Source organism: Kribbella ginsengisoli (assembly GCF_039537185.1).
GTDB classification, from domain to species: Bacteria; Actinomycetota; Actinomycetes; order Propionibacteriales; family Kribbellaceae; genus Kribbella; species Kribbella koreensis.
This window is the reverse complement of the sequence record NZ_BAABAA010000014.1, coordinates 135,373-148,547: the sequence shown is the minus strand read 5'-3', so window position 1 is coordinate 148,547 and position 13,175 is coordinate 135,373. Positions and strand designations below refer to the sequence as shown.

Sequence of the window (13,175 nt, the reverse complement as noted above, 5' to 3'; positions counted from 1 at the left end):
GTCCGGCCGGCGTTACAGAAATTTAGTGGGCTGTGACGAAACCGCAACACGCGGCGACTGTGTACCGGCGCGCTGGGTGGACTACGGTCACAACGCATGAACGTCGAGCTGCGCCACCTGCGGGTGGTGGTCCTGGTGGCAGAAGCGGGGTCCGTCGGCCGGGCCGCCCGCTGGCTGAAGGTGAGCCAGCCGAGCCTGACGGCGCAGCTCAAACGGATCGAGTCGGCCTTCGGCGGTGAGCTGTTCGAGCGCTCCCGCACCGGCGTCACCCCGACCGCTCTCGGCCGGTACGCCGTGGATCGGGCGCGGGCGATCCTCGTCGACGTGGATCATTTGTCCGCGACGGTGTCGGCGATGACGGCGGTGGAGTCGAGCGCGGTCCGGCTCGGCGGGTTCCCGACGGCGCCGATGTCGGGGATCGCGAGCCGGCTGCGCGATCACGGTGAGATCGAGCAGGTGAGCATCGAGGTCGAGTGGGCCACCAGCGTTTTGTTGCAGCAGCTGGAGAGTGGGCGGCTGGACTTCGCGTTGCTGCGGGAGTTCCCGGGATTCGAACTGCGGTTGCCCAGCGGGGTCGAGGCTTGCACGATTGTCGAGTCGGAGTCGGCTTACGTAGTACTGGCTGCTGATCATCCGCTGGCCGTGGCGACCCGGCATCGTGGGGAGATCGAGCTGGCGAGCCTGGCCGATGAGGAGTGGATCGGGGAGCCGCCGGACGACAGCGGATTCCACGTGTTGTTCCGGGGGGCTTGTGAGCAGGCTGGGTTCCAGCCGCGGATCGAGCATCACTCGGTGGACACGTCGGTGCTGATGGGGTTTGTGACGAGTGGGCAGGGCGTGGCGCTGATCTCGCCCACGTCGTACCGGATGTTGTCGTCCGATGTCACCACCCGGCCGTTGGTGGGGGATCCGATCCACCGGCGGTTGATGCTTGCCTGGAGCACTGAATCTCCGCGGGCGCAGATGGCGGGGGACGTGTGCCAGATGGCGATCCATGCCTATGACGAAGCGTTCGCCGAGCATGCTCGGTGGGGACAGCATCAACGAATGCACGTCGCCTGAAACGTCGAAGAGCCTCCACTTTCGTGGAGGCTCTTCTCTTTGGGTTGCTTGGTGGTTCAGCTCCGGAACTGGCCCGGAAGCTCCATCCGCTGGGTGGCCTGCTCGGCCGGGTTCTCGAAGGCGCCCACGAAGAACTCCCCGGTGTCGTCCACGTCCGGCGGGTCCATCCGCTCGCGGTACTGCTGGCCCATCTCTTCCTTGCTCAACGAAGCCTTGGGCGCCTCGGCCTGTGGCGGCTGGGCTTGCGGAGCCTTCGGCCCTTCTGGCCGGGCAACCGGCATCGGCTGCGTGGCCTCACCGCCGTCCTCGTCCTGCGAACCGCCTTGCGGACCGCCGATCTGAGGCGCAGCGGCAGGAGCACTACCTGCGACCCGCGGCGCAACAGGCTTCACAGCCTCCGGCTCAGGCACCGGCACCGGCTGAGCAACAGTCTCCTCAGCCACCGGCTCCTCCACCGGCGCTTGCTGAGTAGCAACCTCCGCCGGCGCAGGCTCTTCCACAAACGCCTGCTGAGTAGCAGTCTCCGCGGGCGCAGGCTCTTCCACAGGCGTCTGCTTGGCAGCCTCCGTCGCGGGCTCTTCCATCGGCACCTGCTGCGTAGGAGCGTTCGCGGGCTCTTCCACGGCCACGTGCTGTGTCGGGGCCTCCGCGGGCTCTTCTGCCGGTACGTGCTGAGTCTCCACTTCGTCCGGCGCCTCTTCGGGCTCCGGGGCGGGCTCTTCGTCGTAGCTGTCGGCAACGTTTTGGTCGCCGGTGGGAACCATCACTGTCTCGTCGGCGTCCGTGGGGACGAGTCGCGTCTCGTCGCGACCGTCGTCGTACTCCGTCGGCGCCTCGGAGCGGGAGAACTGCGCCGTCTGCTCGTCCGCCTGGTTCCGCGGCGTGAACGGCCTCGGTTCCTCCTCGAACAGGTCGTCGTAGTTGCTGTTCCCGAAGTTGTTCCCGAACCGGTCGTCCGGCTGGTAGTCGCCCCCGGCAACCGGATACGCCCCGACCGGCTGCGGCGGCTGCGGCATCTGCTGCGCCTGGACCGCGGCCTCCTGCTCACGCTGCCGGCGCTCCGCCTCCACCCGCTCGCGCCGGCGCCGCTGCACCGACCGCACGATCGACTGGATCCCGAACACCAGCGAGATCACCGCGAGAATCGGCACCACACCGTTTCCCGTGTACTGCTTGATCCCGTCGATCATCCCCGACGTCACACCCGGCACGTCGTTGAGGAAGTTCGTCATCCGGTTGGGGATCCAGTGCACGGTGTAGATCATCGCGCCGAAAGTCAGCGCCGCCCCGAGCGCCGCGGCGCCCGAGAAGTACGACACCACGGCCCAGAAGATCAGCGCACCGATGCCGTAGGCAAGCGCCATCTCCTTCGCGTTCAGCTTGATACCGCCGTCCGCCGCGAGGACGCCGAACATGGCCGGCCCGACGAGCGCTACCGCGATGCCAAGGAGGAAGCCGAGAAATTTGGACACATCCCCACCGTAGCGACGTTTACGCTCCGCACAGCGCAGACACTTCGCTCAATCTTTACGCTCCGCCCCGACGGGCCGTCCGCCGATGGCGCCGCACGACCGATGGCGAGGCGCCGCGGGCAGACGATAAGGCAGTCCGGCTCGGACGGTGAGGCCGTACGGCTGGGATGGTGAGGCAGTCCGGCTCGGACGGTGAGGCCGTACGGATCAGACGGTGAGGCCGTACGGATCAGACGGTCAGGCCGTACGTGATGCCGGTCGGAGCCGGGGCGTCGGAGTGGTCGATGTCCGGCGTGCGCTCGTACTCCTGCCAGGACAGCAGCACGTCCAGGTGCCGCCGGACGGGCTCGAGCACCTCGGCGATGGAGACGTCGCGGCCGAGCTCCTTCGACAGCGTGGTGACGTCGGCGTCGGCGATCCCGCACGGCACGATCCGGTCGAACCAGGTCAGGTCGTTGTCGCAGTTCAGCGCGAACCCGTGCATGGTGACGCTCTGCGCCACCCGGATCCCGATCGCCGCGATCTTCCGCTCCCGCCCCCGCTCATCGGCCGGCACCCAGACCCCGCTACGGCCCTTGACCCGCCCGGTCCGTACGCCGAGCTCACCGCAGACCGCGATCAGCGCCTCTTCCAGCCGGCGGACGTAGTCCACGACGTACACGTGTGAGGCGAGCTTCACGATCGGGTACCCCACCAGCTGGCCGGGGCCGTGCCAGGTGATCTTGCCGCCACGGTCGACGTCGACCACCGGCGTACCGTCCACCGGTCGCTCGTGTGGCTCGGTGCGCTTGCCGGCTGTGTAGACCGGCGGGTGCTCGAGCAGGATGACCGTGTCGGAGCCGGTGCCGTCGGCAACCTGCGCGTGCAGCCGCCGTTGCTCGGCCCAGGCCGTCTCGTAGTCCACTGCGTCGGCGCCGAAACCGGCCTCCACATACTTGATAGCCCTCACGCCTTCGAGTGTAGGCGGCCCGTTCCGCGGCCGTTCGCCGCCATCCACAGGGCCCGGTCCCGGGCGGTGGTTGTGGATAACTTCCGGGCCGCCGGCGCCGATCCGGGCACTCTCTTGGGTATGGAATCCGAGGACATCTCCGGCTACAGCTTGCGCCGAGGGCTCGGGTCCGGCTCGGCCGGTACCGTCTGGCTGCTCCGGGACCTGGCCACCGGGCGGCACGCTGTGCTCAAACGCATCCCGAAAACCGCCGTCGTGGCGCCGAGCGAGTTCATCGGCGACCTCGACCTCGCCCACACCATCGATCACCCACACCTCGCCCGCCTTCTCGAGGTCAGAGAGTCCGACCAGGAGTGGCTCCTCTTCAGCCAGTACGTCGCTGCCGGCACGCTCACGTCGCTGCTCGAGCGTCGTGGCGCCCTCTCGCCAGGCGAACTGGTCACTCTCATCAGCCCGCTGGCCCAAGGTCTGTCCGCCTTGCACCGAAGCGGTCTCACCCACGGGCACCTGGACCTCGACGACATCATGTTCGACGCCGACGGCCGACCGGTCATCACCGACGTGGGCCTCCGTGCCCTGGCTCCACCCAGCACTCCTGCCGCCGACCTCACAGCCCTGGGCGCCATCGCCCACCAGGCCGGCGGCACCCCCAAAACCTTCCCCGCATCCCTCTTCACCACCACCGCAGACGTCCTGGCCCAGCAAACCCTCCACCGAGCCACCCCACTCCCCATCTCCCTCAACTTCACCCAGGAGCCCGAGCCCACCCCAGCCCCACCTTCGCCCGCCATGAGCTTGCGGCGACCTCAGCCTCCAGGCCAAAGACGCGGAGGCTTCCGGCAATCCGCACTGAAGTTCCTGCGCACCAAACGCGCCGCCTACGGGATCCTCGCGGCCTGCGGAGCGGGTGCGCTGACAACCCTTGCCATCGGCCTGGCAGCCGCCGGCGTCCTCGGCCAACCAGCCCCCAACCCCACCGCCGCCGTCGACAAACCCAGCACGCCACCAGCTCAACCGACACGGGCCACCGAAGGTCAGTGGCTGCAGACCTTGCAGGCTTTGGATGTACGCCGCTCGCACGCGTTCGCCACGCTCGACCCCACCGAGCTGAACTCCGTCTACGTCCCCGGCAGCTCACCCTGGTCCGCCGACCGCGATCTCCTGTCCTCCTACCGAAAGCAGCAACTCCACATCGAAGGACTCCGCCTCCAGATCCATTCCGTGACCGTGGAAACCCAAGGCAAGACAACCGTCGTGCTACGCGTGGTCGACCGCTTCATCGCAGGCGTGGCAGTCACCCCAGCCGGCCGGCGAACAACCTTCCCACCAGGCAAACCGACAACCCGCCGCGTCACCCTGACGGCAGCCGCCAACACATGGCGCATCTCCGAGATAGCCGAAGCATGACGCCCCGGAGCCGCAGGGCTGAGGACGTGACGCGGAGGGCTCCGGTCGAGGGCGCCCGGCACGAGCCTGCGTCAGGCGAGGGCGGACTCGAGGGCGGTCTCCGCCGTGGGGTGTTTGAAGGTGTAGGAGGAGGCGAGCAGCGCGTTGGGGAGTGCGCGCTTGCTGCCGATCAGTTCCCAGGCGAACTCGCCGAGGACTGTGGTGAGGACGAACGAAGGGACCGGCACCAGCGTGGGGCGATGCAGCGCGGCACCCAGGGCCTTCGTGAACTCCTGGTTGGTGGTGGGCTCCGGCAGTGTGACGTTCACCGGCCCGGACACCTGGTCGTTCTCGGCGCAGTGCCGAACCACGCCGAGCCAGTCGGTCAGCGAGACGACCGGGAAGTACTGCTTGCCAGAGCCGAGGCGTCCACCGACGCCCACCCGGAACGGCAACGAGAGCAGCTGAAACGCCGGAGCCGTGCGTTCGAGCACGACGCCCGTACGCAACGCAACCACCCGGCAACCAGCTTCGCGCGCCGGGTCGGCCGCACCTTCCCAGACCCGCACCACGTCGGCGAGGAACCCATCGCCGAGTTCGGACTCTTCGGTCAGGATCTCGTCGCCACAGTCCTTGCCGTAGCCGCCGATACCGCTCTGGGTGATGAACACCGGCGGCCGCTCCAGTTGCGCGGCGGCCTCGGCCAGCGTGGCCGTCGTAGTGACCCGGCTCTCCCGGATCGCGTTCCGGTACTTCGGGGTCCACGGCCGGCCGATGTTCGCGCCGGCCAGGTTGATCAGGACGTCGGCGTTGTCCAGCGCGGAGGGATCGAGCTGTCCTCGCGCGGGATCCCAGCGGACCTCGCTCGGCTGCGACGGCTCACGCCGTACCAGCCGGGTGACCTGGTGGCCGTCGGCCAGCAGGTCCCGCGCCAACGCCTTACCGAGGAAGCCGGACGAACCGGCGAGCACATATTTCACGAGTCACAGCTCCGGCTTCTCGGTGAGGCCGCGGCCGGCCTGACCTTCGTCGATCGGGTCAGGCCGGAGCGGCGGCCAGGCAACTTCCATCTCGTCGGATCAGATCGCGGACGCTACCTGCGTCCGGCCGGATCAGACGTCGAACTGGGCTTCCTCGAGGCGCTGCTTGACCGCGGTCAGGTAGCGGGCCGCGTCGGCGCCGTCGACCAGGCGGTGGTCGTAGGTCAGCGCCAGGTAGACCATCTGCCGGATCGCGATCGTCTCGCCGAGCTCCGGGTGGGTGATGACCACCGGGCGCTTGACGACCGAGCCGGTCCCGAGCATGCCGACCTGCGGCTGGTTCAGGATCGGGGTGTCGAACAGCGCGCCCCGGCTACCGGTGTTGGTGATCGTGAAGGTGCCGCCCGCCATCTCGTCCGGCAGCACCTTGTTGGTGCGGACCCGCGCGGCCAGGTCGGCGATCTTCTTGGCCAGGCCGGCGATGTTCAGGTCGCCGGCGTTGTGCACGACCGGGACCATCAGGCCCTTCTCGGCGTCCACGGCGATGCCCAGGTGCTCGGCGGCGTGGTAGGTGACCTCACCGGCCTCGTCGTTGATCGAGGCGTTCAGCTTCGGGTACTGCTTCAGCGCGTCCACCGCGGCGAGCGCGAAGAACGGCAGGAAGGACAGCTTGACGCCCTCGCGGGCCTCGAACTCGGCCTTCTTCGCGTTCCGGAGCTTGGAGATCTCGGTGACGTCGACCTCGACCACGGTGGTCAGCTGCGCCGAGACGTGCAGCGAGTTGACCATGTGGCTGGCGATGGCCTTGCGGATCCGGCTCATCTTCTCGGTCGTACCGCGCAGCGGGCTGATCGGCGCTGCCGTCTTCGCCGCGGGGGCGGAGGCGGGAGCGGCGGCTGCTGCCGGAGCTGCGGCGGCCGCGGCCTTCTGGGCCTCGGCGGCGGCGAGCACGTCCTGCTTGCGGATCCGGCCACCGACGCCGGTGCCCTGGACCGCGCCCAGGTCGACCGAGTGCTCAGTCGCCAGCTTGCGGACGAGGGGGGTGACGTAGTTCGGACCCTCTGACGAAGACCCGTTGGACGACGCAGCCGGAGCCGACGGCGCGGCAGCCGGTGCTGCCTGCGGGGCCGGAGCCTGGGCTGCGGGCTGAGCCGGCGGAGCAGCCTGTGCTGCCGGAGCCTGGGCAGGTGCCTGCGGCGCGGGAGCCTGCGTGGGCGGCGCCTGAGCAGCGGGTGCCTGAGCAGCGGGTGCCTGTGCTGCCGGTGCCGCCTGCGGGGCGGGGGCTGCGGCGGGTGCCGGGGCTGCAGCGGGTGCGGCCGCCGGAGCGGCCGGGGCCTGGGCTGCGGGGGCCGGGGCGGACTCGGCGGGGGCGGGTGTTGCCGGGGCGGAGGCGGCTGGGGCTGCGTCGCCGGAGCCGACGATGGCCAGTTCGGCGCCTACCTCGACGGTTTCGTCTTCGGCGACCTTGATCTCCAGCAGCTTGCCGGCGACCGGCGAGGGGATCTCGGTGTCGACCTTGTCGGTGGAGACCTCGAGCAGCGGCTCGTCCACCGCTACGTCGTCACCAACCTGCTTCAGCCAGCGCGTGACGGTGCCCTCGGTGACGCTCTCGCCAAGGGCGGGCAGCGTGACCGATGTGCCGGCCGCGGGCGCGGCAGCAGAAGACGAGTTGTCAGCGGCGGCCTGAGCCGGAGCGGCCTCCGCCTGCGGCGCGGCCTCGGCCGGAGCGGCCTGAGCCGGGGCAGCTTGGGCCTGCGGCGCAGCGGCGGCCGGCGCGGCCTCCTGGGCCGGGGCGGCCTGTGCTGCTGGGGCTTCCTGGGCCGGGGCGGCCTCAGCGGGAGCGGCCTCGGCGGCGGGTGCCTGGCCGTTGGAGTCGGGGGTGGGGGATTCGCCGGCGTCGCCGATTACTGCTAGTTCGGCGCCTACCTCTACGGTTTCGTCCTCGGCGGCCTTGATCTCCAGGAGAGTGCCGGCCACGGGGGAGGGGATCTCGGTGTCGACCTTGTCGGTCGAGACCTCCAGCAGGGGCTCGTCGACGGCAACCGTGTCACCGACCTGCTTGAGCCAGCGGGTGACGGTTCCTTCGGTGACGCTCTCCCCGAGGGCCGGCAGGGATACAGAGGTCGGCATGACGGTCGTTGCTCCTTCGTCTATTCGGTTCGAGTTCAGCCTACGGTGCCGCTCGAACCGGCGGGATCTGGGTCAGCCGGACCCGCCGGTAGGAGCAGCCGAAATCTATTCGTGGAAGTGCAAGGGCTTACCGGCGAGCGCCATGTGCGCCTCGCCGAGGGCCTCGTTCTGGGTCGGGTGGGCGTGCACCAGCGGCGCGACGTCGGCGGGGAAGGCCTCCCAGTTGTAGATCAGCTGCGCCTCGCCGATCAGCTCGCCGACCCGGGAGCCGACCATGTGCAGGCCGACCACCGCGCCGTCCTTGGCCCGGACCAGCTTGACGAAGCCCTGGGTCTTCAGGATCTGGCTCTTGCCGTTGCCGCCGAGGTTGTAGTTGAGGATCTCGACCTCGCCGTACTTCGCCTTGGCCTGCTCCTCGGTCAGCCCGACGGAGGCGACCTCGGGCTCGGAGTAGGTGACGCGCGGGATGCCGAGCTCGTCGATCCGGGCCGGGTTCAGCCCGGCCAGGTGCTCGACGACGAAGATGCCCTGCTGGAAGCCGCGGTGCGCGAGCTGCAGGCCGGGCACGATGTCGCCGACCGCGTAGACGCCCGGCACGCTGGTCTGCAGGTTCTCGTCGACGGTGACGAAGCCGCGGTCGAGCGCGATGCCGACCTCCTCGTACCCGATCCCGGCCGTGTTCGGACCGCGGCCGACCGCGACCAGCAGCACCTCGGCCTCGATCACCTCGCCGCCGGCGACGGTGACCCGGACCCCGTTGTCGTGGGTGTCGACGGACTCGAACGGCGTACCCGTCTTGAAGGCGATCTTGCGCTTGCGGAAGGCCCGCTCGAGCGCCTTGCTGCAGTCGGCGTCCTCGGCCGGTACCAGCCGGGGAAGCGCCTCGACGATCGTCACCTTGGTGCCGAACGAGGTCCACGCGCTGGCGAACTCGACACCGATCACGCCGCCGCCGAGGATCACCGCGGACTCGGGCACGCGGTCCAGCGTCAGCGCGTGCTCACTCGCGATCACCCGGTTGCCGTCGAGCTCCAGCCCGGGCAGCGAGCGGGAGTACGAGCCGGACGCGATGATGACGTTCTTGCCGGTGTACGTCGTGCCGTTGACGGCGACCGTCCGCGGCGAGGTCAGCCGGCCCTCGCCCTCGATCACGGTGATGCCGCGGGACTTGATCTGCCCCTGCAGGCCCTTGAAGAGCCGGTCGACGACGCCGTCCTTGTACTTGTTCACGCCGCCCATGTCGACGCCCTCGAGCGTCGTCCGGACACCGAACTGCTCACCCTCGCGGGCCGAGTCGGCCACCTCGGCGGCGTGCAGCAGGGCTTTGGTCGGGATACAGCCGCGGTGCAGGCAGGTGCCGCCGAGCTTGTCCTTCTCCACCAGTGCGACCGACATCCCCAGTACTGCGGCGCGCAGCGCGGCGGCATAGCCACCACTGCCTCCGCCGAGGATCAACAGGTCGTACGTCGTGCTGCTGTCTGCCGTGTTCGTCACGAGGTTCCTCCGTGGGGCGTCAAGGTCGGCGGGCGGCCCCGGATCGCGGAGTTCCGGCCCGGGCGTCATCTTGTCACCGTCGGCGGTCCGCGTCGCTCCCGGGCCGGATTTGCAGGAATGGTGGACACTAGCTCCCATGAAGTGGTTCGGTCGCCGGCAGAAGCCGGGCACGATGCGCAAGTCGGACAACCCCGACCAAGCGCACCTGCGGGAGTTCGCCCAGACACGGCAGGGTGTCGAGGGGTTCGTCGAGCCGCGGACGGCGGTGACGGACTACACGCTGCTCCTGGTCGCCATCGACGGCGAGTGGACCCGCCGTCGCGTCCCCTCGGTCCAATGGGCCCACCAGTTCGCCAACAAGCTGGGCATCCCCTCCTACGACGCCGCCGTGGTCGGCTACCCGCCCCGCATGCGGGAGTACAACGCCCGGATGAAGAAAAACGGTCTCGCCTGACCGGCACCAGTGCGCAATGGCCGTGGCCGGGCGCATTCTGAGGGCATGTCTGATCGCGAAGAGTTCCTGACCTGGGTCAGGACCGCGCTGTACGAAGCCGAGCTGGCGCTGCACAACGGCGATCCCGCTCCCAGGCGGGCCCTCTGGTCTCGCAACGAGCCCGTCAGCGTCCTGGGGGCCTGGCGCAACGCCCACGGCCAGCAGGAGATCGACGAGCTCTTCACTGCCCTGGGCAAGAGCTTCTCCGACTGCACGTCCTACGCGTTCGAGCTGATGGCCTACGACGTGGTGGGCGACATGGCCTATACGGCCGGCCTCGAGCACACCTCTGCCTCGGTCGACGGACAGCCACGCACCTACACGCTCCGGGCAACCCAGGTGTATCGCCGCGAGGGTGGCGATTGGAAAGTAGCCCACCGCCACGGCGACACTGTGGCCGACTGATCAAGGCGCCGAGTGATCACAGGATCGGGACCCGGGCGCGGACCGTAGCGGGCAGGTCCGTGTCGATCTCGCCCACCAGAAGGCCGGGATCGGCAGCGAGGTGGCTTCGGGTGTGGCCCAGCGGATCGACCAGGGCGCTGCGACCGATGCCTAGCGGGTCTGTGCCTACTGGGGGAGTCCAGGCCTGGTCGCAGGCCAGGAGCCAAGATTGGGCGTCTGATGCTCGGGCGCGAGTCAGCAGGTCCCACTGCTCTTCCTTGGCCGGGCCTGCGCCCCAAGAGGCCGGTACGACGATCAGCTCCGCCCCGGCCCGGCCCAGGTCGGTGAACTGGGCGGCGAAGCGCAGGTCGTAGCAAGTCGCCAGTCCGACCCGGACCCCGTCCACCTCGATCGTCACCAGCTCATTGCCAGGGGCAACCAGGTCGGACTCGCGGGAGCCGAAGGCGTCGTAGAGGTGGATCTTGCGGTACGACGCCTCGACGCCCGGGCCGGTCGCCAGCAGGGTGTTGTGGACCCTCCCGTCGTCGGCAGGCTCGAACAACCCGGCGATCACCACCACGCCCAGGTCCGCCGCGACCTTGCGCAGGCCGGTCGCAAACGGACCGTCGAGTGGTTCGGCGACAGCGCGCAGGTCGGTGCCGAAGGCGGCCAGGGTGGCCTCGGGGAGGGCAACCAGGGTGGCGCCGGCGTCGGCGGCACGGCGTACTGCTTCGGTGGCGGTGGTTAGATTGGCGGCTGGGTCCGGGCCGGTGCTGATCTGGGCCGCCGCGACGCGCAGGGATGTCATGAACCCTCCAAAGGCTGTATACATTGAGTATGCAATTGAGTGGGGACTCCGGCCGGGACCGTGCCTACCAGTACTTGCGTGGGACCGTGCTGAGCGATCCAGCGGTCTCCGGGACGTTCATCAACGAGCAAGCCGTCGCGACCGAGGTCGGCATCTCCCGTACGCCGGTACGCGAAGCCCTGCTCATGTTGGCCGCCGAGGACCTGGTGCAACTCGTCCCACACCGCGGAGCCTTCGTCGCGCCCGTGCCGGGCCGGGAGATCGCCGAGATGATGCAGGCCCGCGGCGTCATCGAGTCTTGGGCCGCGACCACCTGCCTGGCCTCACCCGATGGCGCGCCGGTGGACGCCATGTCCACGGTGCTCGAGCAGCAGCGGGCCATCGTCGAGGCGGGCGACGCCAAGGAGTTCATTGAGCTCGATAGCCAGTTCCACGCGCTACTGGTCGAGGCGGCCGGCAACACCGTGTTGGGCCGGCTGTACGACAGCCTGCGCGCTCGCCACGTGCTCCTGGGAGTAGTGGCGTTGCAGCGGAGCACTACCAGGCGCCAGGACGTACTGGCCGAGCACCAGGCGATCGTGGACGGTCTGGCCTCCGGCGACCCGGCGAAGGCCGAGGCGGCCATCCTGCGCCACCTCGACACCACCGGCTCCATCCTCATGCAGGGCTGACCGCGGCCGCGGCAACCGGCGCATCCTCGTCCTGCACCGCCCGGCCGAGCCGCAGGCCGACCAGCGTGACGACACAGGCCACCACGATGTACAGCGCGATCACATACCCGGTACCGGTCTTCGCCAGGAAGTAGGTGAAGGCCAGCGGTGCCAGCGCACCCCCGATGATCCCGGCGAACGTGTAAGCGAGCGAGCTACCCGTGTACCGCAGCCGCGCCGTGAACTGCTCCGACACGAACGCCGCCTGCGGCCCGTACATCAGCGAGTGGAACACCAGCCCGATCACCACTCCCGGCAGCACGGTGGCCAGCGAAGACGCCATCGCGAAGAACACCACACTCCAGATGGCTCCACCGACTGCACCAATCCCATAGATCAACCGCCGCCCATACCGGTCAGAAAGCCAACCAGACAAGGGAATCAGCCCCACCTGGAACGCAGACCCGACCAAGACAGCCGTCACCGCCTCACCGCGACTCATGTCCAGGTTCTTGGTCGCATAGGTCAGCACGAAGACGGCGAACATCGCATAGAGCACGTCTGGCCCCACCCGCGACAGGATCGCCGCGACGAGCCCGCGCGTCTGTGTACGCAGTACCTCCGTAACTGGAGCAGTCGGCCGATCCCCACGCGCCTCCAGCTCCTTGAACACCGGAGTCTCCTCCAGCTTCGTCCGGATCAGCAGCCCGAAGGCAACCAGTACTGCCGACAACAGGAACGCAACCCGCCAACCCCAGCTCAAGAACTGATCCTCCGACAGCAGCCCCGCCAGTACGGCCAGTACGCCGTTCGCCATCAACGTGCCGAGCGGCGGACCCACCTGAGCGGCAGAGGCCCAGAAGCCCCGCTGCCCGGCCTGGCTGAACTCACTGCTCAGCAGGACCGCGCCACCCCACTCACCACCGACACCTACACCCTGGATGAACCGCAGGAACACCAGCAGGGTCGGCGCAAGTGCCCCGGCCTGCGCATGGGTCGGCAGCAGTCCGATGAAGAAGGTGGCGATGCCGATCAGCAGCAGCGTGGCGACCAGGACCTTCTTGCGGCCGATCACGTCGCCGAGGCGGCCGAAGATGATGCCGCCGAGCGGGCGGGCGATGTAGCCGACGGCGTACGTGCCGAAGGCCTGCAGGGTCCCGGTGAGCGGCTCGCTGCCCGGGAAGAACAGGTCGCCGAAGACGAGCGCCGCGGCGGAGCTGTAGACGGCGAAGTCGTACCACTCCAGCGACGTGCCGGACAGGCTCGCCGCGAAGGCTTTGTGCAGACTCCGGCGATCACCGGCGACGGAGCCGGTGGGGGCGGTGGGGGTGGACATCGGGGTGGACCTCCTCGCGTCGTTGCTCCAT

At 69.1% G+C, this 13,175-nt stretch carries 12 protein-coding genes; 5 read left to right on the top strand and 7 right to left on the bottom strand.

All coding sequences use genetic code 11. The annotated features are described in order from the left end of the window. Nucleotides 1-96: 96 nt before the first annotated feature. Nucleotides 97-1,062 (top strand): LysR family transcriptional regulator, encoded by a 966-nt coding sequence (locus tag ABD768_RS35450; RefSeq protein WP_343981141.1) that lies wholly within the window; start codon nt 97-99, stop codon nt 1,060-1,062. A gap of 56 nt (nt 1,063-1,118) precedes the next feature. On the opposite strand, the gene ABD768_RS35445 is transcribed toward ABD768_RS35450, so the two are convergent. Next, nucleotides 1,119-2,534, bottom strand: coding sequence for a hypothetical protein (locus ABD768_RS35445; protein WP_344848162.1), 1,416 nt, complete (start codon nt 2,532-2,534; stop codon nt 1,119-1,121). A gap of 229 nt (nt 2,535-2,763) precedes the next feature. Next, nucleotides 2,764-3,483, bottom strand: coding sequence for a lipoyl(octanoyl) transferase LipB (lipB, locus tag ABD768_RS35440; protein ID WP_344848159.1), 720 nt, complete (start codon nt 3,481-3,483; stop codon nt 2,764-2,766). A 120-nt stretch (nt 3,484-3,603) separates the two neighbouring features. On the opposite strand from lipB, the gene ABD768_RS35435 reads away from it, so the two are divergent. After that, nucleotides 3,604-4,890, top strand: coding sequence for a protein kinase domain-containing protein (locus ABD768_RS35435; protein ID WP_344848154.1), 1,287 nt, complete (start codon nt 3,604-3,606; stop codon nt 4,888-4,890). Nucleotides 4,891-4,961: 71 nt separating this feature from the next. Here the strand turns inward: ABD768_RS35435 and ABD768_RS35430 are convergent, their stop codons facing one another. From ABD768_RS35430 to lpdA, 3 genes are all read right to left on the bottom strand, one after another. Continuing rightward, nucleotides 4,962-5,849, bottom strand: a complete 888-nt coding sequence (locus tag ABD768_RS35430) for a TIGR01777 family oxidoreductase (protein WP_344848151.1) — start codon at nt 5,847-5,849, stop codon at nt 4,962-4,964. Nucleotides 5,850-5,981: 132 nt separating this feature from the next. Further along, nucleotides 5,982-7,979, bottom strand: coding sequence for a 2-oxoglutarate dehydrogenase, E2 component, dihydrolipoamide succinyltransferase (sucB, locus tag ABD768_RS35425; RefSeq protein ID WP_344848148.1), 1,998 nt, complete (start codon nt 7,977-7,979; stop codon nt 5,982-5,984). Nucleotides 7,980-8,084: 105 nt separating this feature from the next. Continuing rightward, entirely contained in the window at nt 8,085-9,473 is a 1,389-nt protein-coding gene (gene lpdA, locus ABD768_RS35420; RefSeq protein WP_344848145.1) for a dihydrolipoyl dehydrogenase, read from the bottom strand. Nucleotides 9,474-9,609: 136 nt separating this feature from the next. Between lpdA and ABD768_RS35415 the strand changes: the two genes are divergently transcribed. Beyond that, entirely contained in the window at nt 9,610-9,927 is a 318-nt protein-coding gene (locus ABD768_RS35415) for a hypothetical protein (RefSeq protein ID WP_343981120.1), read from the top strand. 45 nt (nt 9,928-9,972) lie between these two features. Next, a complete protein-coding gene (locus ABD768_RS35410; protein WP_343981117.1) occupies nt 9,973-10,371 on the top strand; it encodes a nuclear transport factor 2 family protein in 399 nt (132 codons plus the stop codon). Nucleotides 10,372-10,387: 16 nt separating this feature from the next. Here the strand turns inward: ABD768_RS35410 and ABD768_RS35405 are convergent, their stop codons facing one another. Further along, nucleotides 10,388-11,158: a carbon-nitrogen hydrolase family protein gene (locus tag ABD768_RS35405; protein ID WP_344848141.1), complete on the bottom strand. Its 771-nt coding sequence runs from the start codon at nt 11,156-11,158 to the stop codon at nt 10,388-10,390. A gap of 29 nt (nt 11,159-11,187) precedes the next feature. Between ABD768_RS35405 and ABD768_RS35400 the strand changes: the two genes are divergently transcribed. Then, complete coding sequence (locus ABD768_RS35400; protein ID WP_344848138.1) at nt 11,188-11,829, top strand: GntR family transcriptional regulator; 642 nt, start codon at nt 11,188-11,190, stop codon at nt 11,827-11,829. Here the strand turns inward: ABD768_RS35400 and ABD768_RS35395 are convergent. After that, nucleotides 11,816-13,144: an MFS transporter gene (locus tag ABD768_RS35395; protein WP_344848135.1), complete on the bottom strand. Its 1,329-nt coding sequence runs from the start codon at nt 13,142-13,144 to the stop codon at nt 11,816-11,818. The two genes, ABD768_RS35400 and ABD768_RS35395, sit on opposite strands and share 14 nt — an antisense overlap. Between the last annotated feature and the right edge of the window lie 31 nt (nt 13,145-13,175).

Excerpts from the sequence above, each read along its gene's own strand:
- ABD768_RS35450 (WP_343981141.1), top strand. The coding sequence starts at position 97 with ATGAACGTCGAGCTGCGCCACCTGCGGGTGGTGGTCCTGGTGGCAGAA.
- ABD768_RS35435 (WP_344848154.1), top strand. The coding sequence starts at position 3,604 with ATGGAATCCGAGGACATCTCCGGCTACAGCTTGCGCCGAGGGCTCGGG.
- sucB (WP_344848148.1), bottom strand. The coding sequence starts at position 7,979 with ATGCCGACCTCTGTATCCCTGCCGGCCCTCGGGGAGAGCGTCACCGAA.
- ABD768_RS35415 (WP_343981120.1), top strand. The coding sequence starts at position 9,610 with ATGAAGTGGTTCGGTCGCCGGCAGAAGCCGGGCACGATGCGCAAGTCG.
- ABD768_RS35410 (WP_343981117.1), top strand. The coding sequence starts at position 9,973 with ATGTCTGATCGCGAAGAGTTCCTGACCTGGGTCAGGACCGCGCTGTAC.
- ABD768_RS35405 (WP_344848141.1), bottom strand. The coding sequence starts at position 11,158 with ATGACATCCCTGCGCGTCGCGGCGGCCCAGATCAGCACCGGCCCGGAC.
- ABD768_RS35400 (WP_344848138.1), top strand. The coding sequence starts at position 11,188 with ATGCAATTGAGTGGGGACTCCGGCCGGGACCGTGCCTACCAGTACTTG.
- ABD768_RS35395 (WP_344848135.1), bottom strand. The coding sequence starts at position 13,144 with ATGTCCACCCCCACCGCCCCCACCGGCTCCGTCGCCGGTGATCGCCGG.